This window comes from Micromonospora inyonensis (genome assembly GCF_900091415.1).
GTDB classification, from domain to species: Bacteria; Actinomycetota; Actinomycetes; order Mycobacteriales; family Micromonosporaceae; genus Micromonospora; species Micromonospora inyonensis.
In genome coordinates, this window is record NZ_FMHU01000001.1 from 1,931,364 (window position 1) to 1,952,657 (window position 21,294).

General features: G+C 73.3%; 20 protein-coding genes. 15 read left to right on the plus strand and 5 right to left on the minus strand.

Translation table 11 applies throughout. The features are described 5' to 3' along the window. Positions 1-906: 906 nt before the first annotated feature. A complete protein-coding gene (locus GA0074694_RS08870) occupies positions 907-1,188 on the plus strand; it encodes a hypothetical protein (protein WP_218105651.1) in 282 nt (93 codons plus the stop codon). A gap of 75 nt (positions 1,189-1,263) precedes the next feature. Here GA0074694_RS08870 and GA0074694_RS08875 read toward each other — a convergent pair whose 3' ends face one another. After that, positions 1,264-2,256 carry a sigma-70 family RNA polymerase sigma factor gene (locus GA0074694_RS08875; RefSeq protein WP_218105702.1) on the minus strand — a complete coding sequence of 331 codons (993 nt, stop codon included), beginning with the start codon at positions 2,254-2,256 and terminating at the stop codon, positions 1,264-1,266. Positions 2,257-2,425: 169 nt separating this feature from the next. Between GA0074694_RS08875 and GA0074694_RS08880 the strand changes: the two genes are divergently transcribed. After that, positions 2,426-3,259 carry an alpha/beta fold hydrolase gene (locus GA0074694_RS08880; protein WP_091455250.1) on the plus strand — a complete coding sequence of 278 codons (834 nt, stop codon included), beginning with the start codon at positions 2,426-2,428 and terminating at the stop codon, positions 3,257-3,259. Positions 3,260-3,364: 105 nt separating this feature from the next. On the opposite strand, the gene GA0074694_RS08885 is transcribed toward GA0074694_RS08880, so the two are convergent. Then, entirely contained in the window at positions 3,365-4,018 is a 654-nt protein-coding gene (locus GA0074694_RS08885) for a VHL beta domain-containing protein (protein WP_141714001.1), read from the minus strand. Between the two features lie 296 nt (positions 4,019-4,314). Between GA0074694_RS08885 and ssd the strand changes: the two genes are divergently transcribed. The 7 genes from ssd (at position 4,315) to GA0074694_RS08920 (ending at position 9,598) form a co-directional block, all read left to right on the plus strand. Beyond that, positions 4,315-5,415: a septum site-determining protein Ssd gene (gene ssd / locus GA0074694_RS08890; RefSeq protein ID WP_091455258.1), complete on the plus strand. Its 1,101-nt coding sequence runs from the start codon at positions 4,315-4,317 to the stop codon at positions 5,413-5,415. Continuing rightward, positions 5,412-6,659, plus strand: a complete 1,248-nt coding sequence (locus GA0074694_RS08895; RefSeq protein WP_091455261.1) for a TadA family conjugal transfer-associated ATPase — start codon at positions 5,412-5,414, stop codon at positions 6,657-6,659. The genes ssd and GA0074694_RS08895 overlap by 4 nt, the downstream gene beginning before the upstream one ends. A gap of 149 nt (positions 6,660-6,808) precedes the next feature. Beyond that, positions 6,809-7,756: a type II secretion system F family protein gene (locus GA0074694_RS32700; RefSeq protein WP_425413613.1), complete on the plus strand. Its 948-nt coding sequence runs from the start codon at positions 6,809-6,811 to the stop codon at positions 7,754-7,756. A gap of 167 nt (positions 7,757-7,923) precedes the next feature. Continuing rightward, on the plus strand, positions 7,924-8,598 hold the full coding sequence (locus tag GA0074694_RS08905) for a type II secretion system F family protein (RefSeq protein ID WP_091458872.1): 675 nt from the start codon (positions 7,924-7,926) through the stop codon (positions 8,596-8,598). A 36-nt stretch (positions 8,599-8,634) separates the two neighbouring features. Then, entirely contained in the window at positions 8,635-8,790 is a 156-nt protein-coding gene (locus GA0074694_RS08910) for a DUF4244 domain-containing protein (protein ID WP_172900371.1), read from the plus strand. Then, entirely contained in the window at positions 8,787-9,194 is a 408-nt protein-coding gene (locus tag GA0074694_RS08915) for a TadE family type IV pilus minor pilin (protein WP_425413585.1), read from the plus strand. The genes GA0074694_RS08910 and GA0074694_RS08915 overlap by 4 nt, the downstream gene beginning before the upstream one ends. A gap of 26 nt (positions 9,195-9,220) precedes the next feature. Next, positions 9,221-9,598, plus strand: a complete 378-nt coding sequence (locus tag GA0074694_RS08920) for an Rv3654c family TadE-like protein (protein WP_091455264.1) — start codon at positions 9,221-9,223, stop codon at positions 9,596-9,598. Positions 9,599-9,677: 79 nt separating this feature from the next. On the opposite strand, the gene GA0074694_RS08925 is transcribed toward GA0074694_RS08920, so the two are convergent. The 3 genes from GA0074694_RS08925 to GA0074694_RS08935 form a co-directional block, all read right to left on the minus strand. Then, the gene (locus tag GA0074694_RS08925) at positions 9,678-10,295 is read right to left on the minus strand and encodes an LURP-one-related family protein (RefSeq protein ID WP_091458876.1); all 618 of its coding nucleotides are present in this window, start codon (positions 10,293-10,295) and stop codon (positions 9,678-9,680) included. 94 nt (positions 10,296-10,389) lie between these two features. After that, on the minus strand, positions 10,390-10,593 hold the full coding sequence (locus GA0074694_RS08930; protein WP_091455268.1) for a hypothetical protein: 204 nt from the start codon (positions 10,591-10,593) through the stop codon (positions 10,390-10,392). A 56-nt stretch (positions 10,594-10,649) separates the two neighbouring features. Next, positions 10,650-13,034: a DEAD/DEAH box helicase gene (locus GA0074694_RS08935; protein ID WP_176737825.1), complete on the minus strand. Its 2,385-nt coding sequence runs from the start codon at positions 13,032-13,034 to the stop codon at positions 10,650-10,652. Between the two features lie 141 nt (positions 13,035-13,175). On the opposite strand from GA0074694_RS08935, the gene GA0074694_RS08940 reads away from it, so the two are divergent. From GA0074694_RS08940 to topA, 6 genes are all read left to right on the plus strand, one after another. After that, positions 13,176-13,532, plus strand: a complete 357-nt coding sequence (locus tag GA0074694_RS08940; RefSeq protein WP_091455277.1) for an STAS domain-containing protein — start codon at positions 13,176-13,178, stop codon at positions 13,530-13,532. Further along, entirely contained in the window at positions 13,529-13,966 is a 438-nt protein-coding gene (locus tag GA0074694_RS08945) for an ATP-binding protein (protein WP_091455280.1), read from the plus strand. The genes GA0074694_RS08940 and GA0074694_RS08945 overlap by 4 nt, the downstream gene beginning before the upstream one ends. Before the next feature lie 370 nt (positions 13,967-14,336). Next, positions 14,337-16,700 (plus strand): sodium-translocating pyrophosphatase, encoded by a 2,364-nt coding sequence (locus GA0074694_RS08950; RefSeq protein WP_091455283.1) that lies wholly within the window; start codon positions 14,337-14,339, stop codon positions 16,698-16,700. Between the two features lie 154 nt (positions 16,701-16,854). Then, positions 16,855-17,397 carry a hypothetical protein gene (locus GA0074694_RS08955; RefSeq protein WP_091455287.1) on the plus strand — a complete coding sequence of 181 codons (543 nt, stop codon included), beginning with the start codon at positions 16,855-16,857 and terminating at the stop codon, positions 17,395-17,397. Further along, positions 17,388-18,041, plus strand: a complete 654-nt coding sequence (locus GA0074694_RS08960) for a hypothetical protein (RefSeq protein ID WP_091455377.1) — start codon at positions 17,388-17,390, stop codon at positions 18,039-18,041. The genes GA0074694_RS08955 and GA0074694_RS08960 overlap by 10 nt, the downstream gene beginning before the upstream one ends. A 423-nt stretch (positions 18,042-18,464) precedes the next feature. Continuing rightward, positions 18,465-21,287, plus strand: a complete 2,823-nt coding sequence (gene topA / locus GA0074694_RS08965) for a type I DNA topoisomerase (RefSeq protein ID WP_091455381.1) — start codon at positions 18,465-18,467, stop codon at positions 21,285-21,287. Positions 21,288-21,294: the final 7 nt, after the last annotated feature.

The window sequence follows — 21,294 nt, forward strand, 5'->3', positions numbered from 1 at the left end:
CGCCGTGCTGGCGTCACACCGAAGAGGCCGGCCTGGCTGTATAGGCCCCAAAGGCGACCAGTTAGTTGTACAGCCAGAGGACGGCACAGCCGACGCACAGCGCCAGTAGAACGGCCGAGGCGAGGAGCAGTGTGAGTAGCGTGAGCAGCTCGCTGCGTGCCGTCGGAGCAGACGGCTCTGGCGACGGACTTCCGTCGGTGGGCTCGGGGTCGGGCACGCCGTGATCTTGCCAGGTCCAACCGGGTGGCTGTACAGCCACACGTACAGCCAAGCCAGCAGACCGGGCCGGGCGTACATCGGCGCGAGCCGACGAGACGAGCAGGTCAGCAGCAGTAGCTGACGCCGGCCGACAAGAGTCTTGATCTTTGCAAAGCGGGACTCACCCGTCGATGTGCCCTCAATGATCAACTAGTACAACCTCAGTACAGGTGAGCGTGGCAAGGGGTGTGAAACGTCGAGAGGCGCTCATCGGTCCGGCCGAGGTCGGAGCGTCGATGAGTCCGGTTCGGCCCGATGCGAGGGCCGCTCGCGGCTTAGGGGTTCAAACCTCTGCCCTCTGCGCTGCGTGCTGCCCCTGCGGGCGGCCTCCGGCCGTCCTCGGGCACCCGCAGCGCGTCATCCAAAGTCAGCGGATCGTCAGCGAACGCCGTACCGCGTGATGACTCTCGATCATGCTGGACGACACGACCGGGGTGTCTGACCACGCGGCACGGCACTTGATCGCACTCGCTGCTACGTCAGGTCACTTTCCCCCCGACGGGGGTCGTCCCTTTCGTCACTCCCGTCGCGACCGGCGAGGTGCCCGCTGCCGGCCGGCACAATGGCGGTCGGACGACCAGCACCTCGACCAGGTGGAAGCGCGCCATCGCGCGTCCTCCTGCCTGGCGGCTGAGGAGAGGAGCAGGCATGTCGACCGCACCTGAGCCCGGCCTCGCCCCCGAGCACCTGCGAACCATCAGGTACCAGGGTGAACCGGTCAGGCTGGTGGTGGACGGACACGAGTTCCGCGTCCGTGCCCGTGCCGAGGAGCCCGGCACCTACGACTTCGACTGGCTCACCGGGCCGCACGACTACGGCTTCGGGCTTTCCGGAGCGGCCGGCTTCACGATGAGCCCGGCCGAGATGACGGAAGCCGCCCGCGACTTCCTCGCCCAGATCGACCCCGCCACCGGATACCTGGCGGAGTGACCGTCCACCGGTCCCGACGGCCGACCCGGGGTGGGGCCGCCAGGCCGACCGGGGTGGGGCCGACGAGCTGCCAGGTCAGGGAAGGCTGGCCGGGAGGCCGAAGCGGCGGAACACCCCGGGATCCAGGAACGAGGTGATCGACGCGACGCGGTCACCGCGCAGGGTCAGCACGTCGATCGACCAGGCGCGGTGCGTACCGCTGCCGTCGGCGTCGAGGTAACTGGCCACGGCGGGTTGCCCGTTGGCGTGGGTGGGCAGGTGACGCCATGTCCCGCACCCGGTCAACGGCACCCGTACCGCGAAGTCGGTGACCGTCCGGATGCCCGCGTACCACGCGGGCAGCGGCGGCATGGACCAGGTGACGTCCTCGGTCAGCAGCGCGACCAGGGCGTCCGCGTCGGCGTTCTCCAGCGCCGAGGCGTACCCGTCGACGATCTGTCGCAGCCGCGCGTCACCGATCTTCCGCAGCGTGTGCTGCTGGCTGGACGGGCCGACCCGCTCTGCGACGAGCCGACGGGCCCGCGCCAATGCCGAGTTCACCGACGTGGTCGACGTGTTCATCATGGTGGCGATCTCGGCGGCCGAGAAACCGAGCACCTCGAAGAGCAGCAGCGCCGCCCGCTGGTTGCCCGGTAGGTGCTGGAGGGCGGCGACGAAGGCGAGTTCGACGGCCTCCCGCTGCTCGTAGCGTGCGCCCGGGTGTGCCGGACCGTCCGTCAACTCCCCGTCCGGGTACGGACCGAGCCAGGCGACCCGGCCCAGCGGCGCGACGCCGAGTACCGGGTTGTCGCTGGCCGGACCGAGGTCCACCGGCAGTGCGCGTCGCCCCCGGGCCGCCACCGTGTCCAGGCAGACCCGGGTCGCCACCGCGTACAGCCAGGAGCGCAGCGAACTGCGCCCCTCGAAACGGGCGAGTCCCCGCCAGGCGCGCAGCAGGGCGTCCTGGAGTGCGTCGTCGGCGTCGTGGGTCGAACCGAGCATCCGGTAGCAATGGGCGTGCAGCTCCCGACGCAGGGGCGCGACGAGGTAATCGAACGCCTCGTCGTCGCCGGCCCGTGCCCGGTTCAGGACCGGATCGGTCGACGCGTCGGCCGGTCGGCCCGGAGGAGGGCCGGCCGCCGGGTCGGAGGGCGGGCCCGGGGCCGTCCGAGAAATGTTCCCCACGAGGGACGATTCTGCCCCACGACGGGAGTCACCTTCTCGACCGAACGATCCACCCGCACGACCGGAGGACCTGATGAACCCCACCGTGACCGCTTCCGTCACCGTCGGCACCCTGCGCGTCCCCGACGCCACCCTCCACTACGAGGTACGCGGCCGGGGCCCGCTGGTGGTGCTGGTCGGCGCGCCCATGGATGCCGCGTCGTTCGCGCCCCTGGCCGACCTGCTCGCCGTCGACCACACCGTGCTCACCACCGACCCCCGGGGCATCCACCGGAGTCCGGTCGACGACCCCGACCGCGACTCGACCCCCGAACTGCGCGCCGACGACCTGTCCCGACTGCTGACCCACCTGGACGCCGGGCCGGCGGCGGTCCTCGGCTCCAGCGGCGGCGCGGTCAGCGCGCTGGCGCTCGCGCAGGCCCATCCCGGACAGGTGCACACCGTCGTCGCGCACGAACCGCCGCTCGACGAGTTGCTCGACGACCGGGAGGAGTTGCGGGCCCGTATCGAGGAGATGGTCGCCACCTACCTGACCGGTGACACCGCGGGCGCGTGGCGGCAGTTCCTGGCCGTGGCGAACATCCAGATGCCCGAGGAGATGGTCGAGGCGATGTTCGGCGGGGAACGTGACCCGCAGGCGGTGGCGGACGAGCACTTCCAGTACGCGCACATGCTTATCCCGACCACCCGCTGGCAGCCCGACCTGCCGGCCCTGCGGTCCGGTGCCACCCGGATCGTCGTCGGCATCGGGGAGGAGTCCGGCGGTCAGCTCTGCGACCGCACCTCGCGGGCGCTCGCGGCGGGGCTCGGCGTCGCGCCGACCATGTTTCCCGGCGACCACATCGGCTTCGTCGGCGATCCGGAGCGGTTCGCCGTCCGGCTGCGCGAGGTCCTGGCCGAGGGGTGAGCAGAACCGGCAGGTACGGGTCGGCACACCGACGGGGGAGGAGGGGCGGGCATCCGCCCGGCCGGCCCGTCGGTCGCTGGTCCGGCCCGACGGATGCCCGGCCCGTTACCGGACGGTGGCCCGGCCCGGCATGGCGACCGGCTGGAAGACGGCCGACGCCCGGCCGTTGCCGTCGGTGACCACCCAGGGGTGACCGACCTGCGTGTCCTGCCGGTGGGACTCGCCCGGTGACAGCCGCTCGACGCGCACCCGGTAACCCCACTGGTTGAGCCAGTAGACGGTCACCTGTCCGGTTCGCCGGTTGACGAACTCGACGGTGGTGTCCGCCCCGCCGTCGACCGACCGCAGGTCGCGTTCCTGCTCGGCGGGGAGCGGGGTCAGCTCCACGACACCCGGCGTGGCCGACCGGCTCGGGGCGGAGCCCGGCCTGCCGCTCGCGGTGGCGCTCCGGTCGGAAGACGGCGTCGGGGTGGCGGGTGACGGGGAGGCAGGGGTCGGGGAGACGGATCGTGTCGGGACGGTCCGGGCGGTGGCCGCCGCCGCCTGCGGGGTCGCACCGACGAAGGTGGGCAGCGGGATCGCCGGCACCGACGGGTCCGCCACCGGCCCGGGTACGGGCGTGGTGGTGGTGCCGAGTGCCCAGACCACCGCCACGGTCACCGCCCCCACTATGGCCGCGACCAGCGAGTACGCCCACCACGACGAGCGGAGCCGCCGCCCGCCGGTCTCCTGTGGTCCGGATCCTGCCGCACGAGTCATCAGTGGCCGATCTCCCCTCGGGTGCTGCCCCGGGCAGGGCCGCACGGGCCCACGATTATCCAGAAGCGATCTTTGCATGCGTCGATGGACCCTGTCGGCGTGGCCGATTCTGATCATGGCGGGGGCTGCGCGGACAGGCGATCCGAAGGCCGTCCCCATAGCAGATCGGCGGCGGGAACGGGCGTTGTCCACAGGCGCTCCGGTTGTCCACAGGTACGGCGGTCACGCCAGCGGAAGGAGCCTCCGGCGGCGCAGTCTCTCGGCAGCACCCCCGAGCCTGACTGCTGGAGGCCGCGATGCCACCCCGTACCGATGTCCGGCCGCACCGACGACTCCCGCTGGTCGTCACCGCGGACGTCGACCTCCTCGACGACCTCCTCCGGCTCGCCGCAGCGGGCGGTACGGAGGTCGAGGTGGCTGCCGACCCGGCGGCGGCCCGGTCCCGGTGGTCGCCGGCCCCGCTGGTGCTCGTCGGCGGTGACCAGGCGCAGCCTTGCCTGCGTGCCCGGCTGCCGCGTCGGGCCCGGCTGGTGCTGGTCGGGCACACCGGCGCGGCCGACCCCGGCTGGGAGGTCGCCGAGCTGATCGGCGCGGAACACGTCGCGACCCTGCCCGCGGCCGAACCATGGCTCGTCGACCGGTTCGCCGAGTGCGCGCCCCAGCAGGCCACCGCCGATGCCCGGGTGGTGGCCGTGCTCGGTGGCCGGGGTGGCGCGGGCGCGAGCGTCCTCGCCGGTGGTCTGGCGGTCACCGCCGCCCGGGCCCGGCTCCGGACCCTCCTCGTCGACGCCGATCCGCTCGGTGGCGGCCTCGACCTGGTGCTCGGCTGGGAGCAGTTGGAGGGGCTGCGCTGGCCGGCGCTCACCGACGCCGACGGCCGGGTCGATCCGCCCGCTCTGGTCCAGGCCCTGCCCAGCCGGGGCGATCTGGTGGTCCTCTCCGGGGACCGGGGCGACCCGCTGCCGCTGCCCGCACCCGCGATGGCCGCAACGCTCGACGCCGCCCGCCGAGGCCGGGACCTGGTCGTGGTCGACCTGCCCCGCCAGTTCGACGACGCCGCCGTGCTCGCGCTGCAAGCTGCCGACCGGGTGTTCCTGGTGGTCCCCGCCGAGCTGCGGGCCACGGCCGCAGCGGCCCAGGTGGCAGCCGCCGCCGCACCGCACTGCACCGACCTGGCGGTGATCGTCCGGGGCCCCGCGCCGGGGCGGCTCAGGGCCGCCGAGGTGGCCCGGGCACTCGGCCTGCCGCTCGCGGGCACGCTTCGACCCGAGCCGGGCATCTCGCGTGGCCTGGAGCGGGGCGAGGCCCCGGCGGCGACCGGCCGTGGCCCGCTCGCCATCCTCTGCCAGCGCATCGTCGCCGACCTGACCGGCCGGTCCGTGGAAGGTGCGGCATGACCGACCACCCCCGCTCGCCGCACCACCCGGCGGACCGTCCGGCCGCCGTCGGCGAACTCTCCGCCCGGGTACGCCAGCGCTTCGCCGCCGAGGCCACCCCGGTCACCCCGGCCGCGGTCGTCTCCGCGGTACGCGCCGAGCCCGCTGCCGCCGTCCTCGGTGACACCGTGGTGCTGCGGATGGCCGACCGGGTGCACGACGACCTCGTCGGGGCCGGGCCACTCGGGCCGCTGCTGGCCGACCCGCAGGTCACCGACGTGCTGGTGAACGGCACCCGGGTCTGGATCGACCGGGGCGACGGCCTGCGGCAGGTGGCCGTCCCGGTCGGGACGGTGGACGACGTGCGCCGGCTGGCACAGCGACTCGCGGCCGGCGCGGGCCGGCGGCTGGACGACGGTTCCCCGTTCGTGGACGCCCGGCTCGCCGACGGAACCCGGCTGCACGCCGTTCTGCCCCCGGTGGCGACCAGTGGGCCCTACCTGTCGCTGCGGACCTTCCGGCAGCGTCCGTTCACCCTCGACGAGCTGGTGGATCACGGCACGGTGTCCCCGCCGGTGGCCCCGCTGCTCGCCGCCGTCGTGGCGGCCCGGCTGGCGTACCTGGTCACCGGGGGCACCGGCTCCGGCAAGACCACTCTGCTGAACACCCTGCTCGGGCTGGTGCCGGTCACCGAACGGATCGTCCTGGTCGAGGACGCCGCCGAACTGCGCCCGGTGCATCCGCACGTCATCGGGTTGCAGGCCCGGACCGCCAACGTGGAGGGGTCGGGTGCGGTGGGCCTGGCCGACCTGGTGCGGCAGGCGCTGCGGATGCGGCCGGACCGGCTCGTGGTCGGGGAGTGCCGGGGCGGTGAGGTGGTCGACCTGCTCGCCGCCCTGAACACCGGCCACGACGGTGGGGCCGGGACGCTGCACGCCAACGCGCCGTCGGACGTACCGGCCCGGCTGGAGGCCCTCGGTCTGCTCGGCGGGTTGCCCCGCGCGGCCCTGCACGCCCAGGTGACCGCCGCCCTCCAGGTGCTGCTCCAGATGCGGCGGGGGCGTGGCGGCCGGGTGCTGGAGTCGGTCTCGCTGCTCCTGCCCGACGGGCCGGACCGCCTGGTCACGGTCGTGCCGGCCTGGGTACGTGGACGTGGTCCGGGACGGGCCGCCCGTAACCTCGGGGCGCTGCTCCAGCAGCGCGGCGTGCCGGTGCCGCCGATCCTGTCCCCACCGTGGCCCGGTGCGTCGGGGACGCCGTCGTGAGCGCCGCCGCCTGGCCGGTGGTGCTGCTGGTGCTCGCCGCCGCCGCCGTCATCGGTTGGCCGACGGGCGGCGCCCGGTCCCGGTACCGGGCGCTGTTCCGATCCGGGCGTCAGGTCTCCCCTCCGGTCGACGGGGACGTCAGGGCCTACCTGCGGCACGTCGTCCACCTCCCCGGGTTCCGGCGGTCCGGTCCGGGGCGTGCCAGCGGCGGGCGGGCTGCGGCGGGGCCACCCAACCGCCGCGACCCGTCTCGCCCGGTCGGCGAAGGCGGACCGGGCACCACCGGTGGGCACGCCGGGATCGGGCCGACCATGCCGGCAACGGCCACCGACGCGGCCCGGCGGCTCGTCGATGCCGGTGGGGGCGTCACCAGCCGCTGGGCGGCGTCGCCGAGACGGAACATGGTGCTGACAGCCGGTGTCGGGGCGGTCGGCGGTGGGCTGCTCGCCGGGCCGGTGGCCGCCCTGGTGGCTGCCGCGTACAGCGCCCTGGGCATGCGGGCCCTGCTCCGGCGTCGGCTGACCCGGTCGGCGGAACGACTCCGGCGGCATCGGCTGGACCAGCTCGGCGCGCTCGCCGCCGACCTGCGGGCCGGTCTGCCGGTCCCGACCACCCTCACCGACGAATCCGCGCTGTCGGGGGCCGGTCGGTCGGTCCCGGCCCGCGTGGGCGACGGACCCGCTGCCCCGGACGGTGTGGACCCGGCCGACCGGCCGGAGCGTTCTGTGGACGACGCCGCCGGTCCGGCCCCTCTCGATCGGATCGACCGGCTGACCCGGGCGGCCATCCGCCTCGCCGACCGGACGGGTGCGCCACTGGCCGAACTGGTGGAGCGGATCGAGGCCGACATGCGGGCGATGGATCGTGGCCTGGCCGCCGCAGCCGCCCAGGCCGCCGGGGCGCGGGCCACCGCCTGGCTGCTCGCCGCGCTGCCACTCGGCGGCATCGCCCTCGGATACGGGATCGGCGTCGACCCGGTCCGGGTGCTGCTGCACACCCCGGTCGGTGCCGGCTGCGCGGTCGTGGCAACCCTCCTCCAGGTCGTCGGACTGCTCTGGGCCGAACGGCTCGGCGCGACCCCCGGTGGGGCGACCTGATGGGCGTCCGGCTCACGGCCCGGCTCGGGGGCGACATCGTCGACGTCTCCGTCCTGGTCGACGACTCCTCCCTTCTCGCTCCCGGGCCCGTGGCCTTCGCCGGTCCGGCCGGTGCCGCTCAGCTCGCCGCCGCCGGTTGCCTGGTCGTCGCGGCGCTGGTCGTCGCCATGGCACACCGACGCTCGCACCGTTCCCCCGGCCAGCGGAGACGCCCGTCGGGCCCGGATGCTGAGGCGACGTCCCGACGACGGCCGGACGTCGTCCGGCTCACCGCCGGTCTCGCCGGGATCGCGGTCGCCGTGGTCGTCGGCGGCTGGCCCGGGCTGGTCGGGGGAGCTCTGGCTGGGGCGACCCTCGACCGGCTGCTCCGCAGGATCGAGCCGCCGGCCGTCCGCAACCGACGACTCACCGAGGTCGCCGACCTGCCGCTCGCCGCCGACCTGCTTGCGGCGGCGATGCGCGCCGGCGCACCCGTGGACCGGGCGGTGATCGCCGTGGCGGAGGCGCTCGGTGGGCCGCTTGCCGATCGGCTCGGTCGGGTCGGCCGCACCCTCCTGCTGGGTGGGACGCCGGAGGAGGCGTGGGTCCACCTCGCCCCGGTGGCCGGGGCGGACCGACTGGTGAACGCCGCCGTCCGTTCGGCGCAGAGCGGCGCGGCGCTGGCCGGGGCCCTGGGCCGCCTGGCCGACGACCTCCGGACCGACCGGGCGGTCGCCGCCGAGGCGTCTGCCCGTCGGGCGGGCGTGCTGATCGTGCTGCCGCTGGGGCTCTGCTTCCTGCCGGCCTTCATTCTCGCCGGCCTGGTGCCGGTGATCGTCGCCGTCCTCGGTGACGTGCTCTGACAACTGTCGAGAAAGGACCGTAACGTGCGCAAACTGATGGCCCGCCTGCGCGGGGACGCCGGGATGAACACCGCCGAGTACGCCGTGGGTACCCTCGCCGCCGTCGCCTTCGCCGGCATCCTGTTGAAGGTTCTGACCAGCGGAAACGTGCAGTCGGCGCTGACCGCGGTGATCGACCGGGCCCTGAAGTGACCGGCCGCCGGTGGGCCGGCCGTGCCCGTGCCCCGCGCATCGCCGCAGCACCGACCGCTGGTGAGCGGGGTTCGTTCACGGCCGAACTGGCGGCCGGCCTGCCGGCGCTGATGCTGTTGCTCCTGGCCGGGCTGACCGTGGTCAGCGCGGCGACCACGAAAGCCACCTGTCTGGACGCGGCCCGGGAGGCGGCGCTCGCCGCCTCCCGGGGCGAGAGCGGGCGGCCGGCCGGGGCCCGGGTCGCCCCGGCCGGGGCCGACATCGCGGTCGAGGTGGGTCAGGACCGGGTGACCGTGACGGTACGGGCCCCGGTGCGGGCGCTCGGCGCGAACCTGCCCCGGATCACGGTGGCCGCGACGGCCGTCGCCGCCGTCGAGCCCGGCACCCCGTTCCCCGCGTCGTGACGGTTCCGCGTCGGAGGGGAAAGCGCTTGCGCGGCAGGAGGAACGAGGAGACGGCGAGAGCGGGGGATCGGGGTGGGGCGAGTGTCCTGCTGCTCGCGGTGGGACTGGTGGTCCTGCTCGTCGGGCTCTTCGGCGCGGCGACCGGCGTCGCCCGTACGGCTCGGCAGCAGGCGCGGGTGGCGGCCGACTTCGCGGCCCTGGCCGGGGCGGGCATCAGTCTCCGGGGCGAGGAGATTGCCTGCCGCCGGGCCGCCGAACTGGCCGTCGCCAACGGTGCTCAGGTGGTCGGGTGCGCTCTGGACGGGCTGGACCTCCAGGTGACGGTGGAGGTGACGATCGCACCGCTGCCCGGGCTGCACCGGAAGGCCGCCGCCACCTCCCGTGCCGGCCCGGTACGTGGCTGAGCCGGCGCACCGTCCCGGCCCGGGGGCAGGTGACGGCGAACAGCAGCACGGCCGCTGGCGACGGCGACCTTCCCCGGCGTCAGCGGCCCTGGAGGGCGTCCAGCCCGATGGCCATCGCGATGACGAGGCGACGGTCGATCTGCGGGTGCGTCACCTCGACGGTGTACCGGTCACCCAGCCCCCACTGCTTGACCACCGAGAAGATCGGCTGACCCCCGGCGACGAAGTCGAAGTGGTACGGCAGCCACGAGAGCGAGTCGACGAACCGCCGCAGCAGGGCCACCGGCATGCTGCGTTTCTGCCCGGTCACCGGCGGCAGGCCGGGCTGCTCGACGTGCCAGGTGGAGCGCAGCAGCGACTGGGCGAAGTCCTTGCGGAACAGCCCGATCGGGTTGCCGAGGTGGTCGGTGACGTCGTACGTCGCCCCGATGTCGAGCCGCTGCCGGGCCTTGAAGCCGAGCAGGGGCTGCTGCTTAATGTCGTCCGTGTAGAGGGTCACCTGCTCCTTGAAGGCGAGCCGCTTCTGCTGCGCGAAGGCGAGCAGGCCACCCTCGGAGCCGTCCGGCGCGACCGCGTGGACCTCGTACTGGTTGACCATGAACCGCAGGCGTTGCCGGATGTGGAACCGCTGTTGGGCTTGAAGCTGGTCGAGCTGCGTGAAGGTTCCTTCCGTCCGATGCGCCCGACTCTTGCACATCTCCGCCCACCAGACACACTTGATCATGAAGCCGACCTCGTGACACACGGGCGCGGCGGCACCAGTTCCATGATCGGCAGAGCGGACCGGGTCCTCAGCGGATGTCGGTGGCGGCGCGCAGGACCCAGGTGTTGAGGATCTGGTGGATGGCGCGCAGTCGCTCGTTGATCTGTTCCAGTCGTTCGGCCTGGGCGAGTTGGGCCAGCGCCGCGCCGAGGGCGATCTGCTGGTCGCGGGTCAGGTTCTCCTGGTCGACCGCGTAGAGCAGGTCGACGGTCTCGCTGATGGTGTCGGCCACAACTCCTCCTCGGGCATGGAAGCGCTCCCATGTCGGATGCCCCGAACGGGGTCGATCTATGCCTGCGTTCGATGGACCGGCACCGTCGTCGAAGGTTCGCCCGTTGCGTCCGGCAGGTTCGCCAGCACCACGTCGAGGACCCGCACCGCGTCCGCCTTGCCGAGCGGGTTGTTGCCGTTGCCGCACTTCGGGGACTGGACGCAGGACGGGCAGCCGGTCTCGCAGCCGCACTCGACGATCGCGTCCCGGGTCGCCCGCAGCCACGCCGCCGCCGTCCCGTACGCCCGCTCCGCGAAGCCCGCCCCGCCGGGATGCCCGTCGTAGACGAACACCGTTGGCGCCTCGGTGTCCGGATGCAGCGCCGTGGAGAGCCCGCCGATGTCCCACCGGTCACAGGTCGCCACCAGCGGCAGCAGGCCGATCGCCGCATGCTCGGCGGCGTGCAGTCCGCCCGGCACGTCGGCCGGCTCCACCCCCGCCCCGGCCAGCGCCTCCGGCCTGACGGTGAACCAGACCGCGACCGTCCGCAACTCGCGGGCCGGCAGGTCCAGCGGCCGGGTGTCGATCACCTCACCGGAGGAGAGCCGCCGCCGCTGGTACGAGACCACCTGGCTGGTCACGTCCACCTCGCCGAGGAACAACCGCACCGGTCCGGCGTCGACGGACGAGCGGACCGACACCACCGACAGCGAGGTGACGTCCCGGGCGTGGGTGGACCAGTCCGGCTCCTCGGCGTGCACCAGCGCGCAGCCGTCGGCGAGGTCCAGGTCGTCCACCACGTACGAGACGCCCTGGTGCAGGTAGACCGCGCCGGGGTGGACCAGGAAGTGCGACGAGCCTCCGTCGACCGTGCCGAGCAGTCGTCCGGTCGCCGACTCCACCACGCAGACCGGGGCGCCGCCGGAGCCGCGCAGGTCCACCTCGGGTCGTTCCCGGTGCCGCCAGTACCAGCCGGTCGGCCGCTGCCGCAGCGCCTGGGCCGCGACCAACGTGTCCACCGCCTCCTTCGCCCCCTCGCCGAAGAGTTCCAGGTCGGCAGGGGTCAGCGGGGCTTCGGCCGCCGCGCAGGCCAGCTGTGGGGCCAGCACGTACGGGTTGGCCGGGTCGAGCACGGTCGCCTCGACCGGTGCCCCGAACAGCGCCTCCGGATGGTGCACCAGATAGGTGTCGAGCGGGTCGTCCCGGGCCATGAGCACGGCGAGCGCCTCGCCACCGGAGCGCCCCGCCCGCCCCGCCTGCTGCCAGAGCGAGGCCCGGGTGCCCGGGTACCCGCAGATCAGCACCGCGTCCAGCCCGACCAGGTCGACGCCGAGCTCCAGCGCGTTGGTCGAGGCGAGCCCGAGCAGGTCGCCGTCGAGCAGCGCCCGCTCCAGCGCCCGCCGTTCCTCGCGCAGGTAGCCGGCCCGGTACGCGGCCACCCGCGCGCCGAGCCCCGGCACCGCCTCGTCGAGGGCGCGGCGGGCGGTGCTCGCCACCACCTCGGCACCTCGCCGCGACCGGACGAACGCGAGGGTGCGTACGCCCGCAGCGACCGTGTCGGCGAGCAGGTCCGCGGTCTCGCGCAGCGCCGACCGGCGGGTCGGGGTCAGGTCCTGCGACGCGTCGTCGGCGGTGGCGGGCAGCAGCGGTGGCTCCCAGAGCGCGAAGGTCACCCCGCCGCGCGGCGAGGTGTCCTCGGTGACGGCGGCCACCGGCAGTCCGGTGAGTCGTCCGGCCGCCGTAGCCGGGTCGCCGGACGTGGCCGAGGCGAGCACGAACACCGGGGCGCTCCGGAACCGGGCGCACTGCCGCCGCAGCCGGCGCAGCACGTGGGCGACGTGCGAGCCGAAGACACCCCGGTAGGTGTGGCACTCGTCGACGATGACGTGGGTCAGCCGGCGCAGGAAGCCGGACCAGTGCGCGTGCCCGGGGAGGATCCCGTGGTGCACCATGTCCGGGTTGGTCAGCACGAACCGGGAGTGCCGGCGGATCCACTCCCGCTCGGCGCGCGGAGTGTCCCCGTCGTAGCAGGCGGGGCGTACGCCGTCCAGCTCCAGTTCGGCTACGGCACGGAACTGGTCGGCGGCGAGCGCCTTGGTCGGCGCGAGGTAGAGCACCGTGGCCCGGGGGTCGGCCAGCAGGGTGGCCAGCGCCGGGAGTTGGTACGCCAGGGACTTGCCGGACGCGGTGCCGGTGGCGACCACCACGTGCTGGCCGTCGTACGCCAGGCTCGCCGCCTCCGCCTGGTGCCGCCACGGCGCGACCACGCCGCGCCGCTCGAACGCCGCGCGCAGCTCCGGCGGAACCCACAGCGGCCACGGCACCGGTACGCCCGGCCGGGGTGGCACCCGTTCGACGTGGGTGACCGGGTCGGCGGCGCTCCGGGCGCGCAGCCGGCGCAGCAGCTCGGCCGGGGCGGGCCCGGGTCCGGAGCCGGTCGAGACGGTGGCTGCGGAGGTCACATCGTGCACTCTCGCACCGGAACCCGGAATTCGACCACCCGGACCCGGGTAAGGAGGTTCCCGCCACCGGTGACCCGTTCGGCGCGGCGGCGGAGATGGTTAGATGCCCAGGAGAGTTTGGGCTCTTGCGAGGAGGGACCGATGGAGCTGTCACTGGCGACCCGCGCCGTGGGGGAGCACACGGTGCTCGAGGTCGGTGGTGAGGTCGACGTCTACACCGCCCCCCGTCTGCGCGAGCGTCTCATCGAGCTGATCGACGGCGGTGCGCGCCGGGTGGTGGTCGACCTGGGCCGGGTCGACTTCCTCGACTCCACCGGTCTCGGAGTGCTGGTCGGGGCGCTGAAGCGGCTCCGGTCGGCCGGCGGCACCTTCGCTCTGGTCTGCGACAAGGAGCCGTTGCTCAAGATCTTCCGGATCACCGCGCTCGACCAGGTCTTCCCGCTGCACCCGACGGTCGACGCGGCGGTCGCCGCCGACCCGTCCGCCCCGGGCGCGTGATGGCCACGGTCCGGCTCTCCTTCTCGCCCGCGCCGGTCCACGTCCGCACCGCCCGACTGGTGGGCGTGGCGGTCGCCCGACGGGCCGGGGTCCGCGAGGACCTGCTGGACGAGGTTCGCCTCGCCATCGGTGAGGCGTGCACCCGGGCGGTCGCCCTCCACCGGCAGTACGACATCCCCGACCCGGTGCTGGTGGAGATGTCGGACCGTGGGGCGTACGCGGTGCGGGTGGTCGACCGGGCTCCGATCGAGGCCGGTCTCGGCCTGGCCGCGCTGGACGCCGACCAGTTGGCCAACGAGTCCCTCACCGACGAGGCGCTCACCACCGGCGTCGGCTTCGCCCTGCTCGCGGGCTTCGTCGAGGACCTCCAGGTGCGGCCGGTGGACGAGGGCGTCGGCACCGAGGTCCGGATGGTCTGGCCCGTCGGCCGCTGACGCCCGCAGCTTCCGAGCGCCGCCGCCGACCGCGGCCGCTCACGACGTCTCAAGTCCATCAACGAAGGTCGTGTCCCCGCCGACGGGGCGCGGCCTTCTCGTCGTGATGACCGCCTATATCAGATTTCCTCGCATATCACAGCGATGAAGATCATCCACGCGAGGCGTACCCTCGGTGTGACCTCTGACACTGGATGGGGCTACAGTACGCGGGTTGTCAGCAAGTGTCCCGCCCATCACCAGCGGCTATAGGTGATCTTCGCTGTCCGCGTGTCGGTGGTGGGCCGGCTGACACTTGCGAGTCCGCATCCAGGCGTCCGGCCGGTACGTCCCACCGGCCGACGCGAGTGTTCGGTACAGGAGGACACAGATGTCCGGGATCTTGGCCGCCGACGGCGGCAAGCTCTCCCTTACCGGCGCCAACGTGTCGTACGTCGTCATCGCCGCGGTCATCGCGCTGGTGGCGCTCGTCTTCGCCGCCGCCTTGACCAAGGCGGTACTGGCAGCCGGTAAGGGCACCACCAACATGCAGGAGATCTCCGGGGCCGTCCAGGAGGGCGCCTCGGCCTATCTGCTCCGGCAGTTCAGGACACTCGCGGTGTTCGTGGTCGTCGCCGTCGTGCTTCTCTTCCTGCTGCCGGTGCACGACACCGACGGCAGCGAGACCATGGTGAAGATCGGCCGGTCGGCCTTCTTCGTCGTGGGCGCCGTGTTCAGCGCCTTCATCGGCGGCGCCGGGATGTGGCTGGCCACCCGCGCCAACCTGCGGGTCGCCGCGGCGGCCCGGGAGCGGCAGGGAGGTCGCGAGGCGGCGATGAAGATCGCCTTCCGCACCGGTGGTGTGGTCGGCTTCCTCACCGTCGGCCTCGGCCTCTTCGGCGCGGCGCTGGTCGTCCTGCTCTACCGGGGTGACGCGCCGACCGTGCTGGAGGGCTTCGGCTTCGGCGCCGCCCTGCTGGCCATGTTCATGCGGGTCGGCGGTGGCATCTTCACCAAGGCCGCCGACGTCGGTGCGGACCTGGTCGGCAAGGTCGAGCAGGGCATCCCCGAGGACGACCCGCGCAACGCGGCCACCATCGCCGACAACGTGGGCGACAACGTCGGTGACTGCGCCGGCATGGCCGCCGACCTGTTCGAGTCGTACGCGGTCACCCTGGTCGCCGCCCTGATCCTCGGCCGGGCCGCGTTCGGTGAGGAGGGCCTGGTCTTCCCGCTGATCATCTCCACCATCGGTGTGGTCATCGCGATCATCGGTGTCTTCATCACCCGGCTGCGCGCCTCGGACCGCTCCGGCCTGACCGCGATCAACCGGGCCTTCTACCTCTCCGCGGTGATCTCCGCCGTGCTGGTGGCGATCGCCGCCTTCGCGTACCTGCCGGCGAGCTTCGCCGACCTCGAGGGTGGCCTCACCGACGTGGACCGGAACCCGCGTCTGGTCGCCATCGGCGCGGTGGTCATCGGCATCGTGCTGGCCGCCGCCATCCAGGCGCTGACCGGCTACTTCACCGAGACCGACAAGCGTCCGGTGCAGGACATCGGCAAGAGCTCGCAGACCGGCCCGGCCACCGTCATTCTCGCCGGCATCAGCGTCGGCCTGGAGTCGGCGGTCTACTCGGCGCTGCTCATCGGTGCCGGCGTGTTCGGCGCGTTCCTGCTCGGCGGCAGCTCGATCACCCTCTCCCTGTTCGCGGTGGCGCTGGCCGGCACCGGCCTGCTCACCACCGTCGGCGTGATCGTGGCCATGGACACCTTCGGCCCGATCTCCGACAACGCGCAGGGCGTGGCCGAGATGTCCGGTGACATCGACGAGCACGGCGCGCGGACCCTCACCGAGCTGGACGCGGTCGGCAACACCACCAAGGCGATCACCAAGGGCATCGCCATCGCCACGGCGGTGCTCGCGGCCACGGCGCTGTTCGGCTCGTACACCGACACGCTGCGTTCCGCCTACTCCGACGCCGGGGTGGGGGACGTCGGCGCGGAGATCCTCAACGCGCTCAACGTCGCCAACCCGCGCAACCTGGTCGGCCTGATCATCGGCGCGGCGGTGGTCTTCCTCTTCTCCGGACTGGCCATCAACGCGGTCTCCCGCTCGGCGGGTGCCGTGGTGATGGAGGTACGCCGGCAGTTCCGCGAGCTGCCCGGGATCATGGACGGCACCCAGCGCCCTGAGTACGGCAAGGTCGTCGACATCTGCACCCGGGACGCGCAGCGCGAGCTGATGACCCCCGGCCTGCTGGCCATCATGGCCCCGATCGCGGTGGGCTTCGGCCTCGGGCCGGGCGCGCTCGCGTCGTACCTGGCCGGGGCGATCGGCGCCGGCACCCTGATGGCGGTCTTCCTGTCCAACTCCGGTGGCGCCTGGGACAACGCCAAGAAGATGGTCGAGGACGGCGCGTACGGGGGCAAGGGCTCCGAGGCCCACGCCGCCACCGTGATCGGCGACACCGTCGGTGACCCGTTCAAGGACACCGCCGGCCCGGCGATCAACCCGCTGATCAAGGTGATGAACCTGGTCTCGCTGCTGATCGCCCCGGCCGTGGTGGCCTGGAGCATCGGTGCCGACCGGAACACCCCGCTGCGGGTGACCATCGCGGTCGTCGCCACGCTGGTCATCGTCGCGGCGGTGCTGTTCAGCAAGCGCAAGGGCGTGGCCATGTCCGACGCCGACGGGGGCTCGGGCGGCACCGCCGCCGGCAGCCCGGACCAGCGGCCGGAGCCGGCCCGCGCCTGATTCCGGCACCCCACCGGTCCCCGGTCGGCGACGTCTCCGACCGGGGACCGGTGGGTCGGCCGGTGACCGGACGACCGGGTGCGCCCACGCCGGCCGGGTGCCCGGCATCGATGGGTGGGTGGCGCATCACGACGGAGGCCGTACGCTGCAACGCATGCGTACGTGCCGGGCGGCGACCGCCGGAAAGCTCACGGTGGTCCTGGCCACGATCGTCCTCGTGGTCGGCGCGTGCGGTGCCGGCCCGGCGCCCCGGGTTTGGGCCGCGGCGGTCTGCGAGGCCCTCACCCCCTGGCGCGCGGAGATCAACAAGCTGACCAGCAGCACACAACAGCAGATGACCGCGCAGACCACCCCTGCGCAGGCCAAGGAGAACCTGGTCCGGCTCTTCGCCGGGGCCGAGAAGGCCAGCGAGACCGCCCGCCGCAGGGTCGAGGCGGCCGGCGTGCCGGACACCGAGCACGGTGACCAGGTCTCCGCCGGGTTCCTCAGCTCGTTGGAGAAGGTCCGGGACGCCTACGGGCGGGCCCGGAAGACCATCGCCGGGCTGGGCACCGGCCAGCCGACCGCGTTCTACGACGGGGTGCGGGGCGCCGTGGACACCCTCAACAAGGAGTACGACGCGAGCGCGCTGGACACCAGCAAGCTCAACTCGGAGGAACTCAAGCAGGCCTTCGACGAGGTCCCGGAGTGTCGCTGACGCCGCCATCCGACGCACCGGCCGGTCCCGGACCGGTCCGCCAGCTCTCCCTGTTCGGTACGGAGGCGGCCGACCCGTCCCCCGCCGACCTGGCCGGGCTGCTCGCCGGGCCGGCCGAGATCGTCCGGATGGGCGGCACCGCCCGACTGTCGGTCGTGGTGGACGTCGCCTGGCGGGTGCACGTGCTCGTCGCCGAGCTGGCCCGACGCGGGGTGCACGCGAGCTGGGAGGCGACCGGGGACCGGTACCGCGTCCGTACCTCGTACACCAGTGTCCTGGCCCCGCTCGCGGCTGCCTGGCTCCCCGACGCCGACGGCCCGGCGGCCGGTCCGGACCTGGTGCGCAAACGCCCGCCGGTCGCCTTCCACCTCAACGGCCGCCGGCTGCGGCTCTGGCTGGCCGCGGCGGGTGTCGCCGAACCGTCCGGCTTCCGGCTGCACCTCGGCCCGGCCGACGGGCCCTGCCGGGCGCCGGTCGGGCGGGCGCTGGCCGCGATCGGGCTCCCCGGGGTGTTCCTCGATGCCGGGGTGGACGGGCCGACGTACCGGATCAGTGGTCGGCGCCGGTTGGCCCGGTTGGCTGAGCTGGTCGGGGACCGTCCGGCCGCCGCGCCGGCGGCCGAGTGGCCGTCCGGCCCGACCTGAATCGATCACCCGGCGTGTTCGATTGCCCGCAGAAAGTGCGAACCGGACCGTGGTCGTGACCCGGGGCGTGTTTCGAAACGATCTTCCCGGCCCGCTCGGGACTGCTCTGGCCTGCTGTCGGGTAGGGGACAGCCGGTGGTCGGGCGGCGTCCCCGGGTGAGCCCCCGGGGGGTCGGTCACGGGTCGACGTTCGACACAGTGACCCGCCCGAGGGCGGATCCGCGGTGTACGGTGACGCCGTCCGGCACATGCGTCCGCGCCGCGTCGGGAGGCGACCGCCGCTGTCGGGTGGCTTCGCCGCCCACGAAACCCCGAATGCGGGCGGCGCGTTACGTTGGACATCCGGACCGCCGGCGGCCCGGGACCACGGCGGTGCCGCCCGGAGGCGGTCGGGCCACGATCAGGAGTGAGGTCGCAGGAGACGTGCCGAGCAACGCCAGGACCACCCGTCTGGTCATCGTCGAGTCACCGGCGAAGGCCAAGACGATCTCGGGCTACCTCGGCCCGGGATACGTCGTGGAGGCCAGCTTCGGGCACGTCCGCGACCTGCCCCGCAACGCCGCCGACGTGCCGGCCAAGTACAAGGGCGAGCCCTGGGCCCGGCTCGGGGTGGACGTCGACAACGGCTTCCACGCCCTCTACGTGGTCTCCGCCGACCGGAAGCAGCAGATCACAAAGCTGATCCGGCTGGCCAAGGAGGTCGACGAGATCCTCCTCGCCACGGACGAGGACCGCGAGGGCGAGGCGATCGCCTGGCACCTGGTGGAGACGCTCAAGCCCCGGGTGCCGGTCAAGCGGATGGTCTTCCACGAGATCACCAAGCCGGCGATCCAGGCGGCGGTGGCCAACCCGCGCGAGATCGACCGCGCCCTGGTCGACGCCCAGGAGGCCCGGCGGATCCTCGACCGGCTCTACGGCTACGAGGTCTCCCCCGTGCTCTGGAAGAAGGTCATGCCGAGGCTCTCGGCGGGCCGGGTCCAGTCGGTGGCCACCCGGATCGTGGTGGAGCGCGAGCGGCAGCGGATGGCCTTCCGCAGCGCGGAGTACTGGGACATCCTCGCCACTCTCGCGGTGGCCGAGCCGGGCCAGGGGCCGCGCACCTTCCACGCCACCCTGGTCGCGCTGAACGGCGACCGGATCGCCACCGGCAAGGACTTCGAGCCGACCACGGGTCGCGTCCGGCCGGGCGCGGGTGTGGTCCACCTCGACTCGAGCGGAGCGCGCGGGCTCGCCGCCCGCCTCGAGGGGCGGCCGTTCACCGTCACCCGGGTCGAGGAGAAGCCCTACCGTCGCCGCCCGTACGCGCCGTTCATCACCTCCACGCTCCAGCAGGAGGCCGCCCGTAAGCTGCGCTTCTCGTCGCAGCAGACGATGCGCACCGCGCAGCGGCTCTACGAGAGCGGCTACATCACCTACATGCGTACCGACTCGGTGAACCTGTCGGAGACCGCCATCGCGGCGGCCCGTCAGCAGATCGTCGAGCTGTACGGCGAGCGCAGCGTGCCGCCGGAGCCGCGTCGCTACACCGGCAAGGTGAAGAACGCGCAGGAGGCGCACGAGGCGATCCGCCCCGCCGGGGACAACTTCCGCACCCCGGGGGACGTCGCCAAGGAACTCTCCGGCGACGAGTTCAAGCTCTACGAGCTGATCTGGCGGCGCACCATCGCCTCGCAGATGACCGACGCGGTCGGCTCCAGCGTCTCGGTGCGCATCCGCGCGGTCTCCAGCGCGCAGGAGGAGGCCGACTTCGGCGCGACCGGCAAGACCATCACCGACCCGGGCTTCCTGCGGGCGTACGTCGAGTCGAGCGACGACGAGAACGCCGAGGCCGAGGACGCCGAGCGCCGGCTGCCCAACCTGGCGAAGGACCAGCCGCTCACCGCCGACGAGCTGGCCGCGCAGGGGCACCACACCCAGGCGCCGTCGCGCTACACCGAGGCGTCGCTGGTGAAGGCCCTGGAGGAACTGGGCATCGGCCGGCCGTCGACGTACGCGTCGATCATGCAGACCATCCAGGACCGGGGGTACGTCGTCAAGCGCGGCCAGGCGATGATCCCGTCGTTCCTGGCGTTCGCGGTAATCGGACTGATGGAGCGGCACTACCCGCGCCTGATCGACTACGACTTCACCGCCAGCATGGAGAACGAGCTGGACGAGATCGCCGGTGGCGACCACGCGGCGGTCGACTTCCTCACCGCGTTCTACTTCGGCAGCACCAACGGTGCCGGCGACCAGGACATCGCCCGCTCCGGCGGGCTGAAGAAGCTGGTCACCGAGAACCTCACCGAGATCGACGCGCGCAGCGTCAACTCCATCCCGCTCTTCACCGACGACGAGGGCCGGGAGGTGGTCGTCCGGGTCGGCCGGTACGGGCCGTACCTCCAGCGGGCGGTGCCCGGCGAGGCCCCGGCGGGGCCCGCCGAGGGCGAGGAGGGCGGTACCCCCGGCGACCGGGCGCCGATCCCGGAGGGGCTGGCTCCTGACGAGCTGACCCCGGAGAAGGTGCACGAGCTGTTCCTCGGCGGCGGCGGTGAGCGCAAGCTCGGCGACGACCCGGCGACCGGGGAGCCGATCCTGCTGAAGTCCGGCCGGTTCGGCCCGTACGTGGCCAGCGGCGAGCGGAAGTCCTCGCTGCTGCGCTCGCAGTCGCCGGACACGCTGACCTTCGACGAGGCGCTGAAGCTGCTCAGCCTGCCCCGGCTGGTCGGGGTCGGCCCGGGGGGCGAGGTCTTCGCCAACAACGGCCGCTACGGGCCGTACGTGAAGCAGGGCGAGGAGTTCCGGTCGCTGGACTCCGAGGAGAAGATGTTCACGGTCACCCTGGACGAGGCGCTGGCCCTGCTCGCCGCCCCGAAGACCCGGCAACGGCGGGCCGCCGCGCCGCCGCTGCGCGAGATGGGCGTCGACCCGTTGACCGAGAAGCCGCTGGTGATCAAGGACGGCCGGTTCGGCCCGTACGTCACCGACGGCGAGACGAACGCGTCACTGCGGCGCGGGCAGACACCGGAGGCGTTGACCATCGAGGAGGCCTCCGAGATGCTCGCCGAGAAGCGGGCGAAGGGGCCGGCGCCGAAGAAGACCGCGAAGAAGACCACGGCGGCGAAGAAGGCTCCCGCCGCGAAGAAGGCCACGGCGGCCAAGAAGACCACCGCCGCGAAGAGCACCGCCACGAAGAAGGCCACCCCCGCCAAGAAGGCACCGGCGAAGAAGGCCGCGCCCCGCAAGGCGGTCGCGGACGCGGAGTAGCGCGGAT

What these genes read in the sequence shown, in the direction of transcription:
- ssd (WP_091455258.1), top strand. Translation starts at nt 4,315, where the DNA reads ATGCCACCCCGTACCGATGTCCGGCCGCACCGACGACTCCCGCTGGTC.
- GA0074694_RS08955 (WP_091455287.1), top strand. Translation starts at nt 16,855, where the DNA reads ATGCGTACGTGCCGGGCGGCGACCGCCGGAAAGCTCACGGTGGTCCTG.
- GA0074694_RS08940 (WP_091455277.1), top strand. Translation starts at nt 13,176, where the DNA reads ATGGAGCTGTCACTGGCGACCCGCGCCGTGGGGGAGCACACGGTGCTC.
- GA0074694_RS08910 (WP_172900371.1), top strand. Translation starts at nt 8,635, where the DNA reads ATGGCCCGCCTGCGCGGGGACGCCGGGATGAACACCGCCGAGTACGCC.
- GA0074694_RS08895 (WP_091455261.1), top strand. Translation starts at nt 5,412, where the DNA reads ATGACCGACCACCCCCGCTCGCCGCACCACCCGGCGGACCGTCCGGCC.
- GA0074694_RS08870 (WP_218105651.1), top strand. Translation starts at nt 907, where the DNA reads ATGTCGACCGCACCTGAGCCCGGCCTCGCCCCCGAGCACCTGCGAACC.
- GA0074694_RS08885 (WP_141714001.1), bottom strand. Translation starts at nt 4,018, where the DNA reads ATGACTCGTGCGGCAGGATCCGGACCACAGGAGACCGGCGGGCGGCGG.
- GA0074694_RS08950 (WP_091455283.1), top strand. Translation starts at nt 14,337, where the DNA reads ATGTCCGGGATCTTGGCCGCCGACGGCGGCAAGCTCTCCCTTACCGGC.
- GA0074694_RS08905 (WP_091458872.1), top strand. Translation starts at nt 7,924, where the DNA reads ATGGCACACCGACGCTCGCACCGTTCCCCCGGCCAGCGGAGACGCCCG.
- GA0074694_RS08880 (WP_091455250.1), top strand. Translation starts at nt 2,426, where the DNA reads ATGAACCCCACCGTGACCGCTTCCGTCACCGTCGGCACCCTGCGCGTC.
- GA0074694_RS08925 (WP_091458876.1), bottom strand. Translation starts at nt 10,295, where the DNA reads ATGTGCAAGAGTCGGGCGCATCGGACGGAAGGAACCTTCACGCAGCTC.